The sequence below is a fragment of the Ruegeria faecimaris genome, assembly GCF_900182615.1.
Taxonomy (GTDB): Bacteria; Pseudomonadota; Alphaproteobacteria; order Rhodobacterales; family Rhodobacteraceae; genus Ruegeria; species Ruegeria faecimaris.
In genome coordinates, this window is the sequence record NZ_FXTE01000001.1 from 1,132,953 (window position 1) to 1,150,313 (window position 17,361).

The 17,361-nt window shown below is 57.2% G+C and carries 19 protein-coding genes; 2 read left to right on the forward strand and 17 right to left on the reverse strand.

What is annotated here, in order from left to right; translation table 11 throughout:
- Nucleotides 1-3: 3 nt before the first annotated feature.
- From FN806_RS05615 to FN806_RS05630, 4 genes are read right to left on the reverse strand one after another with little or no spacing between them, the layout of a single operon-like run.
- Nucleotides 4-477 (reverse strand): periplasmic heavy metal sensor, encoded by a 474-nt coding sequence (locus FN806_RS05615; RefSeq protein ID WP_142634852.1) that lies wholly within the window; start codon nucleotides 475-477, stop codon nucleotides 4-6.
- The gene (locus FN806_RS05620) at nucleotides 474-821 is read right to left on the reverse strand and encodes a hypothetical protein (RefSeq protein ID WP_142634854.1); all 348 of its coding nucleotides are present in this window, start codon (nucleotides 819-821) and stop codon (nucleotides 474-476) included. Before FN806_RS05620 ends, FN806_RS05615 begins: the two co-directional genes overlap by 4 nt.
- Complete coding sequence (locus FN806_RS05625) at nucleotides 808-1,422, reverse strand: RNA polymerase sigma factor (protein ID WP_142634856.1); 615 nt, start codon at nucleotides 1,420-1,422, stop codon at nucleotides 808-810. The genes FN806_RS05620 and FN806_RS05625 overlap by 14 nt, the downstream gene beginning before the upstream one ends.
- Nucleotides 1,423-1,428: 6 nt before the next feature.
- The gene (locus FN806_RS05630) at nucleotides 1,429-1,896 is read right to left on the reverse strand and encodes an EF-hand domain-containing protein (RefSeq protein WP_142634858.1); all 468 of its coding nucleotides are present in this window, start codon (nucleotides 1,894-1,896) and stop codon (nucleotides 1,429-1,431) included.
- A 222-nt stretch (nucleotides 1,897-2,118) separates the two neighbouring features.
- On the opposite strand from FN806_RS05630, the gene FN806_RS05635 reads away from it, so the two are divergent.
- Nucleotides 2,119-2,517 carry a DUF983 domain-containing protein gene (locus FN806_RS05635; RefSeq protein WP_142634860.1) on the forward strand — a complete coding sequence of 133 codons (399 nt, stop codon included), beginning with the start codon at nucleotides 2,119-2,121 and terminating at the stop codon, nucleotides 2,515-2,517.
- A 25-nt stretch (nucleotides 2,518-2,542) separates the two neighbouring features.
- The gene (locus FN806_RS05640; protein ID WP_142634862.1) at nucleotides 2,543-3,247 is read left to right on the forward strand and encodes an NUDIX hydrolase; all 705 of its coding nucleotides are present in this window, start codon (nucleotides 2,543-2,545) and stop codon (nucleotides 3,245-3,247) included.
- A gap of 6 nt (nucleotides 3,248-3,253) precedes the next feature.
- Here the strand turns inward: FN806_RS05640 and FN806_RS05645 are convergent, their stop codons facing one another.
- The 13 genes from FN806_RS05645 to nuoG all read right to left on the reverse strand — a co-directional run bounded on the left by FN806_RS05645 (nucleotide 3,254) and on the right by nuoG (nucleotide 17,353).
- Entirely contained in the window at nucleotides 3,254-4,921 is a 1,668-nt protein-coding gene (locus FN806_RS05645; protein ID WP_142634864.1) for a ribonuclease J, read from the reverse strand.
- Nucleotides 4,918-5,697: a type III pantothenate kinase gene (locus FN806_RS05650; protein ID WP_142634866.1), complete on the reverse strand. Its 780-nt coding sequence runs from the start codon at nucleotides 5,695-5,697 to the stop codon at nucleotides 4,918-4,920. The genes FN806_RS05645 and FN806_RS05650 overlap by 4 nt, the downstream gene beginning before the upstream one ends.
- 11 nt (nucleotides 5,698-5,708) lie before the next feature.
- Nucleotides 5,709-6,458 (reverse strand): biotin--[acetyl-CoA-carboxylase] ligase, encoded by a 750-nt coding sequence (locus tag FN806_RS05655; protein ID WP_142634868.1) that lies wholly within the window; start codon nucleotides 6,456-6,458, stop codon nucleotides 5,709-5,711.
- Between the two features lie 36 nt (nucleotides 6,459-6,494).
- Nucleotides 6,495-7,937 (reverse strand): NADH-quinone oxidoreductase subunit NuoN, encoded by a 1,443-nt coding sequence (gene nuoN, locus FN806_RS05660; RefSeq protein WP_142634870.1) that lies wholly within the window; start codon nucleotides 7,935-7,937, stop codon nucleotides 6,495-6,497.
- Nucleotides 7,938-7,952: 15 nt separating this feature from the next.
- Nucleotides 7,953-9,497 (reverse strand): NADH-quinone oxidoreductase subunit M, encoded by a 1,545-nt coding sequence (locus tag FN806_RS05665; RefSeq protein WP_142634872.1) that lies wholly within the window; start codon nucleotides 9,495-9,497, stop codon nucleotides 7,953-7,955.
- Nucleotides 9,497-11,647 carry an NADH-quinone oxidoreductase subunit L gene (gene nuoL / locus FN806_RS05670; protein WP_142634874.1) on the reverse strand — a complete coding sequence of 717 codons (2,151 nt, stop codon included), beginning with the start codon at nucleotides 11,645-11,647 and terminating at the stop codon, nucleotides 9,497-9,499. The genes FN806_RS05665 and nuoL overlap by 1 nt, the downstream gene beginning before the upstream one ends.
- 6 nt (nucleotides 11,648-11,653) lie before the next feature.
- Entirely contained in the window at nucleotides 11,654-11,959 is a 306-nt protein-coding gene (gene nuoK, locus FN806_RS05675; RefSeq protein WP_050602759.1) for an NADH-quinone oxidoreductase subunit NuoK, read from the reverse strand.
- Nucleotides 11,956-12,489: a hypothetical protein gene (locus FN806_RS05680; protein WP_142634876.1), complete on the reverse strand. Its 534-nt coding sequence runs from the start codon at nucleotides 12,487-12,489 to the stop codon at nucleotides 11,956-11,958. The genes nuoK and FN806_RS05680 overlap by 4 nt, the downstream gene beginning before the upstream one ends.
- A 98-nt stretch (nucleotides 12,490-12,587) precedes the next feature.
- On the reverse strand, nucleotides 12,588-13,190 hold the full coding sequence (locus tag FN806_RS05685; RefSeq protein WP_039534292.1) for an NADH-quinone oxidoreductase subunit J: 603 nt from the start codon (nucleotides 13,188-13,190) through the stop codon (nucleotides 12,588-12,590).
- Entirely contained in the window at nucleotides 13,187-13,597 is a 411-nt protein-coding gene (locus tag FN806_RS05690) for a carboxymuconolactone decarboxylase family protein (RefSeq protein WP_142634878.1), read from the reverse strand. Before FN806_RS05690 ends, FN806_RS05685 begins: the two co-directional genes overlap by 4 nt.
- On the reverse strand, nucleotides 13,594-14,088 hold the full coding sequence (nuoI, locus tag FN806_RS05695; RefSeq protein ID WP_037307839.1) for an NADH-quinone oxidoreductase subunit NuoI: 495 nt from the start codon (nucleotides 14,086-14,088) through the stop codon (nucleotides 13,594-13,596). Before nuoI ends, FN806_RS05690 begins: the two co-directional genes overlap by 4 nt.
- 1 nt (nucleotide 14,089) lies before the next feature.
- Nucleotides 14,090-15,127 carry an NADH-quinone oxidoreductase subunit NuoH gene (nuoH, locus tag FN806_RS05700; protein WP_142634879.1) on the reverse strand — a complete coding sequence of 346 codons (1,038 nt, stop codon included), beginning with the start codon at nucleotides 15,125-15,127 and terminating at the stop codon, nucleotides 14,090-14,092.
- A gap of 204 nt (nucleotides 15,128-15,331) precedes the next feature.
- Entirely contained in the window at nucleotides 15,332-17,353 is a 2,022-nt protein-coding gene (nuoG, locus tag FN806_RS05705; protein ID WP_142634881.1) for an NADH-quinone oxidoreductase subunit NuoG, read from the reverse strand.
- Nucleotides 17,354-17,361 lie beyond the last annotated feature (8 nt).

The following is a 17,361-nucleotide window of genomic DNA, read 5'->3' on the forward strand; positions in this document are numbered from 1 at the left end:
CGGTCAGTCGTGTTTTCTGCCCGCTTTCGATTTTCGGTGCACCACATCTTCCAGACGATCAGCGTATTCGACGCGTTCTTTCGGGCTCATGGCTGACACACGGATCAGCCACTGTTCCTGCAAAGCAGACTGCATCTCTGACATCACCTGCGCCTGCTGACCCAACAAAATCTCTACAGCGTCAGCCGCGAAGGGTTCGGCGCGAAGTGCGTCGCCAAGGGCTTGAAAATCCGCCGTCCGATGATCGACACCTTGGCGGTGCAGGCCCGAAAGCTCGGCCCGCATCGCCTGGCGTTCATGCTTGGGAAGCGCGCGATAAAGCGCCGATCCAAATCCCGGAGGGGCTTTGACGTGGTCATTGTTTCTGACGCGCAGCGCCGTGCCAACAACCGCACCGATGACTAGCAGATTGATAGCAAGGGACACGATCAGCAGGACAGGCATCCACCGGCGTTTAGGTTTTGACTGTTCGCTCATTCGCCTTCCTCCAGGAAGATTGTATTCAGATCCATATCCGCAACCTCAAATCCAGAGGATTGCGAATAAAGCAACGTCGCCGGATCGGGCAAAAAGGCCGGGGCAGTCAATCCAATCCAGATGCCAGCAATGCCCGCGGCCGCCAGACCTCCCATCCCCTGCCAGCCAAAGAAACTATCCAATGCCTGTGCCCAGAACCCTTGGGGTGATTTCTGAAGCCCTTGCAAACGAACGGTTTCCGCATCGGCCAGAATACGAAGGGCGAGTGCATCGGGTAACGGCTCATTTTCTTGACGAGCACGTAAAAACAGGTGATTCAGGTCGCTATTTTCATCCATCGGCATATCCCAACTCGTCTCTTCTTGCGGCTAACTGCTGTGCCAGTGCCCGCTTTCCCCGAGCTGTCAGACTCTCTACAGCTTCGACGGAAATATCCATGATTCCCGCGATTTCGGGATTGGGCAACTCTTCGATGTGGCGCAAGACAACAGCCTGACGTTGCCGGTCCGGAAGTTGCGCCAACGCGAACTGCAGTGCGTCCAACCTGGCGGCATCCTGAAGGTGTTCGGTTGCACTGATCGCATCGCTTTCAGGTTCGGCAACATCAGAAAGACTGTCCGCCGATTTCTTCCGCCGAATATCGACACACAGGTTCAGAGCGACCCGGTAAAGCCAAGTCGACACCTTTGCCTGTCCAGCAACCCAATCCGGCGCCATCTTCCATAGGCGCATCATGGCTTCCTGTGTGACATCTTCGGCTTCGGCCCGGTCGTTCAACAGCCTGAGCGCCACCGAAAAACTGCGCGGCCCAAGCCGATCGGTCAAAATGCGTGCCGCATCAGCGTCACCCTCGGCGAACCGCCGCAACAATGCATCGTCTCCGGGGTCGCCCGCAGCCTGACTTTGGCTGCGAGCCCCCGTTGATGAGGTACTCAGGTCCCGCATCCTTCATTAGCTGTCGTCGGTGCCAGCCTTGTCACGTTTTTTGTGATGCCAGCCCATCCGGTTTTTCGCATCGGCAAATTCCTGTTCCGAGATCGTGCCATTTTTGTCCGCGTCGATGCGGTCAAACATCTTGCCAGCACGGCGCGGCTTGGGCAACTCATCATCGGATAAGAGGCCATCCTGATTGGCATCGTGCTTTTCGAACATTTGATTCACACGCTCATTCGCCTTCTTCTGGCTAGCCGCTTGCATCTCGTCGACGCTCAACATGCCGTCGCCATTGGTGTCGGCATTGGTGAAACGCTGTTGCCTATAGGTTTGCATTTCTTCCTGCGTGACCTGACCATCATTGTTCAGGTCCAGCTCTTGAAAGGTCACGTCCTCTCGGCCTTTCGGACCGACAGCCAAGGCGGTTGTGCCTGTCAATGCAATGGCCGATACCAGAATGGCCGGGATAAGTTTCGCGCTTTTCATATCGTTTTCCTTTGTTTCTCGCGACCGGTTTGTCGCTGCTCACATAGGTTAAAACGGTGCAGTTTTCGGTTTCCGTCGCCCAATTTGAATTTTTTCTGTTGCTCACTGCCATCGACCTCATAATTTCCGGACATCTCATCGCGGCACAAAGCGACGCACCCCCCTTTTCTGTGGGGCAAAACAAGCGCAATATCAGGGCAATCTGAATGCGCGAGTTTCAAAATGACAGATCAAACGATCGACACAATATCCGAGAACGACCGTCCAACCCGGCCTGCGCTAATCAAAGGCTTCCGTTGCCGCTGCCCAAAATGCGGTGAAGGCAAGCTGTTGCACAGCTACCTGAAGGTGAATGACAGCTGCAGCAGCTGTGGTCAGGAACTGTTTCATCACCGTGCGGATGACGGTCCAGCCTATCTGACGATCCTGTTGGTCGGTCACCTGCTGGCGCCCGCTTTGCACATCTCTTATGTCCAGTGGCGCCCTGACCCGCTGAACATGTTCCTGATTTTTGCATTCGGATGTACAGCCTTGACACTGTTCCTGCTACCGCGAATGAAAGGGGCCGTTGTCGCCTATCAGTGGGCACGACGGATGCATGGGTTCGAAACGGACCGATGACTGGAATGATTGGGTCGGCCCTGAGATGAGTACAGACAAAACGGCTATACGGGACGCTGCAACCGTTATCGTGTTGCGGGACCGGATGACGAACCCTTCCATTTTGATGGGTCAAAGGGGCGCAAAAGCCGTTTTTATGCCGAACAAATTCGTGTTTCCAGGTGGCGCGGTAGACGCAGAGGACGCTCTGGTCTCGCTATCGGCTGACATGTCCCAGCTCTGCCGCGATCGGCTTACTGAACAGTCTCCGCCCGGGCTGCAGAATGCTTTGGCGGCCGCCGCAATCCGCGAGCTCTGGGAGGAAACCGGCCTGGTGCTTGGAGTTCCCGGCGCTTGGACAGGTGAGGTGCCGATTGACTGGCAAAGCTATGCAGAGGCAGGATTTCTGCCCTCTGCACAGGCATTGCAGTTTGTTTTTCGCGCCGTCACCCCGCCCGGCCGTACGCGCCGGTTCGATGCACGATTCTTTTTGGTAGATGCAGACGCCCTGCAAGGCGATCTGGATGACTTTGGCCGCGCTTCGGATGAGTTGTCTCACCTGCAATGGGTTCCGTTGAACAAGGCGCGCGAGCTTGATCTTCCCTTCATAACCGAAGTTGTTCTGGCCGAAGTCGCAGCCCGGGTCACACGACCCGAACCACCCCACAGCGTTCCGTTCTTCCTCAATCAAGAAGAACAAAGCCTGTTCTTACAGATCAAAGGCTATCCAATGTCCGAACAGGACTTCTAGCCGAACCTACTTCATTCGGCTGATCACCGTGGTCACCTCGGGCTTTTTGCCGATCTCGGTCTTTGCTGTCTGACGCACGATCCGGCGCAGTGCCTCTTCCAGCTTGTCATCGTCGCGCCGGGTTTTGGCATCCGCCCGCATGAGGAACTGGTTCAGGTCCTCTTCCAGAACTTCGACCAGTGCTGCGCGCGATGTTCCGGTCTCGGCCAAACCCATCGTATCGCACCAAGGTTCACCCAACGGTTCGTCTTCTTCGTCTAAAATAACCGTCACGGTTACATGCCCGTTCAAGGCCATGCGAATGCGGTCGCGGACAACTCCATCCAAGGCTCCGACCTTTACGGTTCCATCCAGATAAGTTCGGCCTGTCTCGACGTAGTCGACGACCTTGGGGGCATTGCCGCTGAGATCCAGCATCGTGCCATTGACTGCCACAACCCCGGTACGACCACCCGCTTCGGCCAGTTTAGCATGTTCGCGCAGATGTCGGTGTTCACCATGCATGGGAATAACCATCTGCGGGTTGACTATGGCGTGCACTTTTTCCAGATCAGGCCGGTTGGCATGGCCAGAGACGTGATACAGACCCGAGCTGTCATCCACCACATCAACGCCTTTTTCGCTGAGCTGGTTCATGATGAAGATTACGCCCTTCTCATTGCCCGGTATCGTCTTCGACGAGAACAGGAACAGATCGCCTTCCTTCAACTCGATCCCGCGGTATTTACCGCGTGCAAGCTGGGCACTGGCCGCACGGCGTTCGCCCTGGCTGCCGGTTACGATCAGCATCAGGTTCTGGCGCGGGATATCTACGGCCTCTTCGGCGCTGATAACCTTGGGAAAATCCGTGAGAATACCGGTTTCCGTCGCGGCCTCGATCATCCGCCGCATCGCACGACCCAACAGAACGACCGAGCGTCCCGCGCGCTGCCCAGCCTCGGCCAGCGTCTTCACCCGTGCGACATTCGAGGCAAAAGTCGTCGCAACCACCATTGATTTGGCATTTTCGACCAATTTGGTGATCTCGGGCCCTACCTCGGATTCCGAGCGGCCCGCATGCGTTGAAAACACATTTGTGCTGTCGCAGACCAATGCTTTCACACCGTCCTTTGAAGTCTCTGCCCAAAGGTCCTGATCAAACGGTTCACCTACCACAGGGTTGGCATCCAGCTTGAAATCCCCTGTATGCACGATCCGCCCCGCAGGCGAGTCTATGACAAGCGCCGCACTTTCGGGGATCGAGTGCGATACCGGCAAAAACCCGACTGTAAACGGGCCAACCGTCACCTGTTCAGGCCAGGCTGACAGGGTCTGAACCGCGTCTGTCGGATGGGCTTTCTCTTCCATCTTGCGACGTGCGAGATTTGCGGTGAAAGCGCGTGCATAGATCGGGGCGCCCAAGTCGTCATAGCAATGCGCCACAGCGCCGACATGATCTTCGTGGGCATGGGTGACGAATACCGCCTCAAGCCGGTCGGCACGTTCTTTTAGCCAGTTGATATCGGCATGGATCAGGTCGACACCGGGTGTTGTGTCCATATCTGGGAAGGTTACACCAAGATCGACAAGGATCAGCTTCTCCTTTCCCGGCTTGCCATAGCCATAGACATAGGCATTCATCCCAATTTCGCCCGCCCCGCCCAGGGGCAGATAGATCAGTCGTTCACTGCTCATGTTGAGCCATTTTCCTTGTTATAGCGATGGATCACGGTCAGTCCGTGCATCGTCAAATCGTCTTCTATAGCGTCAAACCCAACATCTGCCTGATCGAACAGAGGCGCAAGCCCCCCGGTTCCCACGACTTTCATCGGCATGCCGTATTCCGTCTTGATCCGGGCAATCAGCCCTTCGATCAGACCGGAATAGCCCCAATACACGCCAGATTGAATGCAGCCAACCGTATTTGTTCCGATCACTTTTTCGGGACGTGTAATGTCGATATGCGGCAACGCGGCGGCCCCCTGGTGCAACGCTTCAAGGCTCAGGTTTACACCTGGGGCGATGATGCCGCCGACATATGCTCCATCCGAAGACACCACGTCAAAGTTGGTGGCCGTTCCAAAATCGACAACAACCACATCCCCGCCATGCCGTTCAAACGCCCCGGCAGCATTGGCCAGGCGATCCGGGCCAGGGACCGTACCCTCGTCTATGCGCGGGCTGACAGGCAGCAGACACTCTGGCTTGCCCACGACCAATGGGCGACAGCCAAAAAACCGGTCCGCAAAGACGCGCAGATTGAAAACCACACGCGGCACGGTCGAGGCGATAATCACATCGGTGATATCAGCTTCGATCTCATAATGTTTGACCAGCGTAGAGTACCAGGTGAAATAGGCATCCGCCGTTCGGGCATGGTGCGTAGACGTGCGCAGCGTGCAGACAAATTCCTCACCGTCCCAGATCGAGAAAACGGTATTGGTGTTGCCGCAGTCGATGGCTAGAAGCATTGGTGCCCCTTTCAGAAAAATACGTCTGCCGCAGGTATGCTGACGCGGCCCTTCGCGGTGTTTAGGACAAGGTTACCCCGTGCGTCCACCGTTTCGAAGGTCCCGACGGTCTCAGTGGTGACAGTACGCGCGGTGATGACCTCACCCAGCTTAGCTGCGCGGGACAACCAAGCAGAGCGGATGGGTTCGAACCCGTAGGTTACAAACTGGGCCTCGAAACGCGCATAGGCCGATGCAAGCTCGGTCAAAAAGTCTTCGGTGGTGACATCTGCCCCTGTCTCGGACAACAGCGAAACCGGCCTTAGCGCACCTGGTTCGACTTTATCTGCAGCCGGTGCCTGCGCGAGATTGACGCCGATGCCGATTGCCAAATGCGAGACGTCCCGCCCCTGCCCGGTACTTTCCAGCAGTATCCCCGCAAGCTTGCCACCGTTCAGCAACACATCATTGGGCCATTTTAGCGACAAACCCGATATGCGCCCGGTAACCGCCACACATGCATCAAACAGGGCCAAGGCGGCGACAAAACTGCGCAGAGCGGCCTGTTCCGGGCGTCCTGCGGGCCGCATCAGCAGCGTTGCGGCAAGATTTCCCTCGGGGTTTGTCCAGACCCGTCCGCGCCGACCGCGCGCCTGTGTCTGGCGGTGCGCCAGGATCCAGACCGGACCCTGAGCCATCGGCGCGATCCGGGCGGCTTCGTTCAGAGTGCTATCGACCTCTTGCAATACATGCAGGCCATATCCATCCGGCCAATCGCTCATGTCACAAGAACAATAGGCCGCGGGCAATGGTCGAAATCAGTTAACAAGCGTCGCCGCTGCAGCTGCCGCTGCGCCCTCAATCCCAAACTGATAGAATACGCCAACCAACATCAATGCAGCTGACCCCATCAGAGCAACCCATAGAACCGGAGACGAATTTGCGTCGATCGGGTCGTCATTCTCGGCACCGAAATACATATAGTATACGATCCGTAGGTAATAGAATGCACCGATCACCGAGGCGATGGCAGACATGATAACCAGACCGGTCAGGCCAGCCTCAATACCCGCTTGCCAGACGCCGAATTTCGCAAAGAACCCAAGCATCGGTGGAACACCGGCAAGGCTGAACATCAGGATCAGCACGGCCAGAGCCTTACCCGGATCGCGTTTGGAATACTGGCGCAAGGCGTCAATGTCGGTAACAGGTTTACCGTCCCGTTCCATCATCAGGATAAAGGCGAAAGTTCCGACATTCATGGTCACGTAAATCGCCAGATACATCAGCATCGCCTTGATACCCAGCTCGGTCCCAGCCGCCAGTCCGATCAGCGCATACCCCATATGGGCAATCGACGAAAACGCCATCAGCCGTTTAATGTCGCGTTGTCCGATGGCAGCCACGGCCCCCAACAGCATAGACAGAACAGACAAGAGTACGATCACCTGCTGCCAGTCCTTCACGACACCTCCAAATGCGTCGTGCAACACGCGGGCAAACAGGGCCATGGCGGCCACTTTGGGCGCCGTGGCGAAGAAGGCAGTGACTGGTGTGGGCGATCCTTCATAGACATCCGGCGTCCACATGTGGAACGGAACAGCCGAAACCTTGAACGCGAGCCCCGAGATCAGGAAGATCAACCCGAACAGCAACCCGAGGGTCACATCGCCGTGGTGAGCTGTTTGAATGATGCCCGAGAACAGCGTGGTACCCGTAAAGCCGTAGACAAGCGAAGCCCCATACAGCAGCAAGCCCGAGCTAAGCGCGCCCAGAACGAAATATTTCAGGCCAGCCTCGGTGGATTTGGCGCTGTCACGACGCAGCGCAGCCACAACGTAAAGTGCCAGCGACTGCAGCTCGAGCCCCATATACAGAGACATCAGGTCACCCGCGCTGACCATCATCATCATGCCGACAGCGGCAAGCGCCACCAGCAAAGGGTATTCGAAACGCAACAACCCGCGGCGGGTCATATAGTCCTGGCTCATCATCAAAACGGCTGCGGCAGATAGCAGGATCGCCACTTTGGCAAAGCGCGCGAATCCGTCATCAACGAACATGCCGTTAAACGCGATGTTCGTTCCGTCGCCATTGGTGGCGATCCAGAACGCCAGCAGCGCCATCAGCCCTGCTGTCACCCAGACCAATGTCGGCGCAAGCCCGTCCTTGGTGGTGTAAACAGCCGCAAGCAATGCCGCCATCGCATATAGTGCCAGAACGATCTCTGGCAGGATAATTGTCAGATCAGCCTGGATCATGTCTCCAAAGCCTCCTTAATGCGAGGCGGCTGTCTGGGTCGCGGTCTCAGCCGCGGCCAGAGCCGTATCATAGTTCGAAATCAGCGCGGCAGTCGAGTTGCCAATCACATCTGTTACCAGCGATGGATACACACCCAGCAGGATCGTCATGACGATCAGGGGGGCAAATATCAACCGCTCGCGCGAGCTCATATCAGTCATCGCCTTGAGGCTTTCTTTGATAAGATCCCCAAATACGACTCGACGATACAGCCACAAAGCATATCCCGCCGAGAAGATAACACCAGTCGCGGCCACAGCAGTCACCCAGGTATTGACCTGGAATGCGCCCATCAGGGTCAGGAACTCTCCGATGAACCCACTGGTGCCCGGCAGGCCAACATTGGCCATGGTGAACAGCATGAAGACCAGCGCGTAGGCAGGCATCCTGATTACCAGACCGCCATAGGCCTCGATATCGCGGGTGTGCATCCGGTCATAGATCACGCCGACACACAGGAAGAGCGCCGCCGAGATGAACCCGTGGCTGAGCATCTGGAAGATGGCTCCATCGACACCCTGCTGGTTTGCCGCAAAGATGCCCATGGTGACAAATCCCATATGCGCGACCGAGGAATAAGCAATCAGCTTTTTCATGTCCTCCTGCACCAGTGCAACCAGCGATGTGTAAACCACAGCGATGGCCGACATCCACAGCACCAGATCGGTCATCACCGCCGACCCCACCGGGAACATCGGCAGGCTGAACCGCAGGAAGCCATAGCCACCCATCTTCAGCAGGATCGCCGCCAGCACGACCGACCCTGCGGTCGGCGCCTGCACGTGTGCATCCGGCAGCCAGGTGTGGACCGGCCACATCGGCATCTTCACCGCAAATGAGGCAAAGAACGCCAGGAACATCAGCGTCTGCATACCGCCTACGATATGGATGCCCAGAACGGTAAAGCTGTCGGACGAGAAATGATGCGCCATCAGCGCTTCGATATCCGTCGTGCCTGCATCCGCATACATCGCAACCATAGCCACCAGCATCAGCACAGAGCCAAGGAACGTGTAGAGGAAGAACTTGAAGCTGGCATAGATGCGCTCTTTACCACCCCAGATGCCGATGATCAGGAACATCGGGATCAGACCCGCTTCGAAGAACAGGTAGAACAGCACCAGGTCCAGCGCCATGAACACGCCAAGCATCAGCGTTTCCAGCAGCAGGAAAGCAATCATGTATTCCTTGACGCGGTCTGTCACATTCCAGCTGGCCAGAATTGTCAGCGGCATAATGAAAGTGGTCAGCAACACGAACAGGACGCTGATGCCATCCACACCCATCTTGTATTTCAGACCCATCAGCCACTGGCCCTCTTCCACCATCTGGAAGCCGGTGTTTTCAGGATCAAAGCCAGTATAGATGCCAACCGAGACCAGGAAGGTCACCGTCGTCGCAACCATGGCCACCCATTTGGCATTGCGTTGCGCGGCTGCGTCGTCGCCCTGCAGAAACAGCGCCAGTATGGCGGCCGCCGCTGCGGGGATGAAGGTGACGATCGAGAGGATATTGTCCATTAGTGTGCGCCTCCGCCGATCGACATCCAGGTGACCAGGGCAGCAATTCCCAGGACCATCCAGAAGGCATAGGTAAATATGTAACCAGTCTGCGCCTTGCCTGCGAGGCGGGTGAAGAATGGCACGATGCCCATCGCTACCCCGTTCAGGAAACCGTCAATCGTGTTGCCGTCGCCGCGTTTCCACAGGAACCGCCCAAGTGCCAAGAAAGGTTTGACGAAGATCGCGTCATAGATCTCATCAAAGTACCATTTGTTCAGCAGGAACAGATAAAGCGGACGCTGGTTTGCTGCCAAGCGCGCGGGCAACGTCGTATTCACGATATAAAACCAATAGGCCACGATGAAACCAAGCAGCATCGCAACGAAGGGTGAGACCTTGACCCATTTCGGAACAGCATGCGCATCGTCCAGCACATGATTGTCCGGTGCGATGTAGAGCGCGCCTTCTCCGGGCGTCCCAACAAAGGCATAATGGTGATCGCCGCCCTGCGCGTCCTTCTCACCATGGCTGTCCTCCGCGTGACCGGCATCCGCATGCGTATCGTCGCCGTGATCATCTTCGGCATGGGTATCGTCCCCATGCGCGCCCTCTGCCGCGTGGCCATCCACCGAAGCCTCTGCAACCGGAATGCCATAGAACTGGCCGACCTTGTCGGTGTGGCCAAAAAAGTTGCCATACCAGATCATCCCGGCGAAAACCGCACCCAGCGACAGAACGCCCAGCGGAACCAGCATGACCAACGGGCTTTCATGCGCATGGTCATGCGTGTGCTTGTCCCCGCGCGGCTCGCCATAGAAGGTCAGGAAAATCAGACGCCAGCTGTAGAATGACGTAAATACCGCCGCAATCACCAGCATCCAGAACGCATAACCCGTTCCGCCGGCAAAGGCGCTTTCGATGATTGCATCTTTGGACAGGAACCCGGCAAACCCGATATGGGTCAACGGAATGCCAACACCCGTAATGGCCAGCGTCCCGATCATCATCGCCCAGAACGTATAAGGGATCTTCTTCCGCAATCCGCCATACTCGGTCATCTCTTGCTCGTGATGCATCGCGTGGATCACGGAACCAGCGCCAAGGAACAGCAGCGCCTTGAAGAACGCGTGCGTCAACAGGTGGAACATGGCAGCCGAGTACATACCAACGCCCGCGGCGACGAACATGTAACCCAGCTGCGAGCAGGTCGAATAAGCGATGACGCGTTTGATATCGGTCTGCACCAAACCCACGGTCGCGGCAAAGAACGCCGTCGACGCACCAAGGAAGGTGATGAACCCGGTCGCACCCGGCGCGAACTCCATCAGCGGAGACATGCGGCAGATCAGGAATACACCCGCAGTCACCATGGTCGCGGCGTGGATCAGGGCTGATACAGGCGTCGGACCTTCCATCGCGTCCGGCAACCAGGTGTGCAGGAACAACTGTGCCGATTTGCCCATGGCACCGATGAACAGCAGAACGCAGATCACTTCGATCGCGGTCCATTCACCCCACAGGAAGTGCAGCTTCTCTTCGGCCAATGCCGGGGCAGAGGCGAAGATGTCCGAGAAATTGATGCTGTCGGTCAGCAGGAATAGCGCAAAGATGCCAAGCGCAAAGCCAAAGTCCCCAACCCGGTTGACGATAAACGCCTTCATCGCCGCCGCATTGGCGCTTGGCTTGCGGTAATAGAACCCGATCAGCAGATAGGACGCGACGCCCACACCTTCCCAGCCAAAGAACATCTGAACCAGATTGTCCGCCGTCACTAGCATCAGCATGGCAAAGGTAAAGAAGGACAGATAGGCAAAGAAGCGTGGCTTATAGCTTTCGCCTTCGCGCCATTGCGGATCGTGATCCATGTAGCCAAAGGAATACAGGTGCACCAGCGCCGAGACGGTCGTCACCACGATCAACATAATCGCGGTCAGCCGGTCCAGACGAATGGCCCAGCTTGTCGACAATGATCCGCTCTCGATCCAGCGCATGATCTCGATCTGCTGGGTGTGGCCGTCGAACGTCAGGAAGACGATCCACGACAACAGACAGGCCAGAAACAACAGACCCGTGGCGGTCCACATGGCGGCTTTCTCGCCAATGAATTTCCAGCCGAACCCGCAGAGCAGCGCGCCCACCAGCGGGGCAAAGAGGATGGTGGTTTCCATGTGCCCTTACCCCTTCATCATATTGACATCTTCAACCGCGATCGAGCCGCGGTTGCGGAAGAAACAGACCAGAATGGCCAGCCCGATCGCGGCCTCGGCCGCCGCCACGGTCAGCACGAACAGCGTAAACACCTGCCCGACCAGATCGCCCAGGAAGCTGGAGAACGCCACAAGGTTGATATTCACCGCCAGCAGCATCAGTTCGATGCTCATCAGCAGGATGATGACGTTCTTGCGGTTCAGGAAGAGACCGAAGATGCCGATGACGAACAGCGTCGCCGCGACCGTAAGATAGTGTTCAAGTCCGATCATAGCTTCGCTCCTGGCGAGTCGGGGTAGTAAAGTTTGCAGCCGCAAAAAGCGTCTATCGAATCGTTGCCCAAACGGTATTTGTAGAATTCCTCGAATTCGCTTTCGTCGTATGAACGAAGTCCAATCTCCGACGCTTGGGCGCGCAAATCACTAACGTTGTCAATTTCAGAAAGCTCTAGCGGGCCTTCGGGCGCTAGATGGTGTCCAATTAGGCTTGGCGTATATCCCGCAATGTGAGCTTGACCTTCTTCCGGATAAGGTCCTTTCCCAAGCAGGATGGCAGCCTGCACATTCTGGCAATCGGTGATCACCAAGTTGGTTTCAGGATTACAAGCATCCAGACTGTGGACCGTTTGCACCAGCAAGCCTGATTTGATCTTGTTAACTGGTGTACCAAAATAATTATCGTATTCGCCAGCAAAGGCAAAACTGCAGTACTGCCCACGGGCAACCGGAAATATGCCCTCACCACCTTCTTGGTCGCGGATCTTTTCGAGGACATCCCAATGATACTCTGTACCCGTATCCATCAGGACTCCCGCCATAGAGGCTGACGAACAAGCGTAGGAAGCACCGCTTGACGCAACCCAAGCGAAACAGATCGCTAGGATATGCTTCGTTACTTTTTTCACAACCCCTGCCCCGGTTTCACGTCTTTCAGTTCCATCGCCTTGGCCGGGTCGCGCATCATCTGGCCGATGATGTCCTGACGCTTGATGTCCTGACGGTGGCGCAGGGTCAGCACGATGGCTCCGATCATGGCCACCAGCAGGATCAGGCCCGCAAGCTGGAACAGAAGGAAGTATTGATCGTAAAGAATAACGCCCAGCGCCTCGGTGTTGTGGCGGTCCGCCGGGACCGGCTGAGCCAGATTGGCCGCAGCACCTTGCGCGCTGTCCCAAGCCCCAAAGGCCATGACAAACTGCATCAGGATGACCAGACCGATCAGCAAGGCCAGCGGCATATAGCGTGCCATCTCGGCCTTGAGCTCAGCAAAATCCACGTCCAGCATCATCACGACGAACAGGAACAGAACCGCGACCGCGCCGACATAGACGATGATCAGCAGCATCGCCACGAACTCAGCCCCCAGCAGCACAAACAATCCTGCCGCGGACAGGAAGGACAGGATCAACCACAGCACGGAATGCACCGGCTGGCGGCTGATCACCGTGAACAGCCCGCCGGTGATGGCGCTGATGGCGAACAGATAGAAGGCAAAGACGGTCATTGATCCTCATCCTCGTTATCGCCCATGACCTCTTGCGCCAATTCCAGCGCGCGGGTCATGGCCGGGATGCCGGCAAAGACCGACATCTGACCGATCGTTTCCACGATCTCTTGTTTCTTGGCACCGGCTTCCACAGCGTGGCGCACGGTCTGACGCACCGCCGCATCCGCCTGCGCGCCCTGACAGGTCAGCCCGGCCAGTGTCAGCAACAGGCGGGTCTTGGCATCCAACCCGTCTTTGTTGACGGTGTTGCCGAACATCATCTCCATGACTTCTTTCGGCATGGTCGGCCATAGAGTTTCGAACCCTTTGGGCGAGAAGCTCTCCATCGCAGGGTTCATCGCCTTGGCCATGTCCTGCGCCTGCTTCATCATCAGCTCAAACGGATTTGTCGGGGCGTCAGTCATCGGTACGGCGCGTCCATTTCCAGATTGCGGGCGATCTCGGCTTCCCAGCGCTCGCCGTTGTCGAGCAGTTTTTCCTTGTCGTAGAACAACTCTTCGCGGGTTTCCGTGGCGAATTCGAAATTCGGACCTTCGACGATGGCATCGACCGGGCAGGCCTCTTGGCAGAAACCGCAATAGATGCACTTGGTCATGTCGATGTCATAGCGCGTGGTACGGCGGCTGCCATCTTCGCGCGGTTCGGCGTCGATTGTAATGGCCTGTGCAGGGCAGATCGCCTCGCAGAGTTTGCAGGCAATACAGCGTTCTTCACCGTTGGGGTAACGACGCAGGGCGTGTTCACCGCGAAAACGCGGAGACAGAGGACCCTTTTCATGCGGGTAGTTCAGGGTGGCCTTCGGTGCGAAGAAGTACTTCAGTCCCAGCTTCATGCCGACCCAGAAGTCCTGTAGCAGGAAGTACTTGGCGGCGCGGGTGTAGTCGATTTGGGTCATGTCAGCCTCCTACGCTCCAGCGGGCGAATGCACCCCAGAACCAGTCGAATTTCGCCGCAAAGGCCACGAAGACTACCCAAGCCAGCGAGAAGGGCAGGAAGACTTTCCAACCCAGCCGCATCAGCTGGTCATAGCGGTAGCGCGGCGTGATCGCCTTGACCATTGCGAAGAGGAAGAAGAAGAACGCCATCTTAGCGACCATCCACAACACGCCGTCGGGCAGGCCCGGGATCGGGGACAGCCAGCCGCCGAAAAACAGCAGCGTGGTCAGCGCGCACATCAGGAAAATGGCGATATATTCGCCAGCCATGAACAACAGGAAAGGCGTGGCCGAGTATTCGACCTGATAGCCCGCGACCAGTTCGGATTCCGCCTCTGGCAGGTCAAACGGTGGGCGGTTGGTTTCGGCCAGCGCCGAGATGAAAAACAGGAAGACCATTGGGAAATGCGGCAACCAGTACCAGCTGAAGAACCCAAAGCGCCCGTCTTGCGCATGCACGATGTCACCGAAGTTCATCGACCCGGTCGACAGGATCACACCGATGATGATCAGACCAATCGAGACCTCGTAGGAAATCATCTGAGCGGCAGAGCGCAATGAGCCAAGGAAAGGGTACTTTGAGTTCGACGCCCACCCCCCCATGATCACGCCATAAACCTCCAACGAGGACACGGCGAAGACATACAGGATGGCGACATTTATATCCGACAGCACCCAGCCGTCGTTGAACGGAATCACGGCCCAGGCGATCATCGCCAGAACAAATGAGGTCAACGGCGCGAGGATAAAGACGGTGCGGTCTGCACCCGCTGGGATAACCACCTCTTTAACAACATATTTCAGCGCGTCGGCCACCGATTGCAGCAGGCCATAGACGCCCACCACGTTGGGGCCACGGCGCATCTGAACCGCCGCCCAGATCTTCCGGTCTCCATAGACAAGGAACAACAGCGAGATCATCACAAAGGCCACAACGGCAAGCACTTGTGCCAGAATGATGAGGGCTATTCCGCCTGGGGTGTTAAAGAATTCAGCCATTGGTCCTCACACCGTGGGTATTCCGTTTTCCGCACGAAATGCTAAGGCCATGTGCCTGCGTAAAGTGCGTCTGGGTCGGCGCGTTGGTGTAAACAGCATCTGCAGCCTCTACGCCACCCTTTTTATTCCGTTTCATAGGCAAAACAGGGGCGAGCCCCTGTCCGACCAGCACAGGGTCGAAATGCGATATGACAGAGTTTCGGTTCATTCCGCCGCGATCTTTTCGCCTTTGCGTGCCTGCGTCTGCGCCGATAGCTCAGCCATCAACTGCGAGGCCCGTGCAATCGGGTTGCTCAGGTAGAAGTCCTTGACGGTGTGACGGAAGCTCGCCTTGCCCAGAGGGCCGAGCTTCAGCGCCTGAACCTCGTTTTCGATCACCTCGTCGATACGGGCCAGATGCGGCACCGCCTCGATCAGCGCGGTGCGTAGTTGCGCCAGCGAGTCATAAGGCAGCGTCGCACCCAGTTCGGCAGACAAAGCGCGCAGGATCGCCCAGTTTTCCTTAGCCTCACCTGGTGCAAACCCGGCACGCATCGCCAGTTGCGGGCGGCCTTCGGTGTTCACGAACAGGCCGTTTTCCTCGGTATAGGCTGCGCCCGGCAGGATCACGTCGGCGCGGTGCGCACCTCGATCGCCATGGCTGCCCTGATAGATGACAAAGGCGCCGTCGCCGATTTCAACTTCATCGGCACCGAGATTATAGATCACATCCGCCGCGCTGATTGTATCCATGCCACCTTCGTTGGTGGCATCGACATCCATAGAACCAACACGTGAGGCGGCTGTGTGCAGGACAATCAAACCGCTTTCGGTATTCGCCGCAATGGTTTGCGCAGCGCCCAAAACCGCAGCGCCATCCGCTTCCTGCAATGCACCCTGACCAATGATGACCAACGAGCGTTTGCCCTTGACCTCATCATCTCCGCCCATATCCACCACCTGCTGCAATGCCGCACGATCATCGCCGACATGGTGGTAGTCATAGGTCAGATCGACTGCCGGGCCGACCACAGCAATCTCAGCCCCATGCGCCCAGGCTTTGCGAATGCGCGCGTTCAGCACCGGCGCCTCATCGCGCGGGTTGGTTCCGATCAGCAGAATGCGCTCGGCGCAGTCGATATCTTCGATCGCGGCGGTCCCGGCATAGGCCGCGCGGTTGCCCGTTGGCAACTTGGCGCCATCGGTACGACATTCGACAACCCCGCCCTGCCCTTCAATCATCTGCTTCAGAGCAAACGTAGCCTCGACCGGGGCCAAGTCGCCCACGATACCGGCGGGCTTTTCAGCCCCTTTCAACGCCTCGGCCGCTTTGGTCAACGCCTCGGGCCACGTCGCCGGGCGCAGCTTACCGTTTTCACGCAAGTATGGCTTGTCCAGCCGCTGACGACGCAGGCCGTCCCACACAAACCGCGTCTTATCACTGATCCATTCTTCGTTCACGCCATCATGATTGCGCGGCAAAAAGCGCATGACTTCGCGCCCTTTGGTATCCACACGAATGTTCGAACCCAATGCATCCATCACGTCGATGCTTTCGGTCTTGGTCAGTTCCCAAGGGCGCGCGGTGAAAGCATAGGGTTTCGAGGTCAGCGCCCCGACGGGGCACAAGTCGATGATATTACCTTGCAGATTCGAATCTAGCGTCTGGTTCAGATATGACGTGATCTCGGCGTCTTCGCCCCGCCCGGTTTGACCCATCTGAGTGATCCCGGCCACTTCGGTTGTAAAGCGCACGCAGCGGGTGCAACTGATGCAGCGGGTCATCGCGGTACCAACCAGCGGACCCAGATCCAGATCATCGACCGCGCGCTTGGCTTCCTTAAACCGCGTGCCCGACATGCCATATGCCATCGCCTGATCCTGCAGATCGCACTCGCCACCCTGATCGCAGATCGGGCAATCCAGTGGATGGTTGATCAGCAAGAACTCCATCACTCCTTCGCGGGCCTTCTTGACCATGGGCGAGTTGGTTTTGACCACCGGTGCCTGCCCTTCCGGCCCTGGACGAAGATCGCGCACCTGCATGGCACAAGAGGCCGCAGGTTTGGGCGGCCCCCCAACAACTTCGACCAGACACATCCGGCAGTTCCCGGCAATCGACAGACGCTCGTGATAGCAAAAGCGCGGCACTTCGACCCCGGCCTGTTCGCAGGCCTGAATCAGGGTCATCGCACCATCGACTTCGATTTCCTGTCCGTCGATGTTAACTTTGCGGAGGTCAGACATGATTTAAA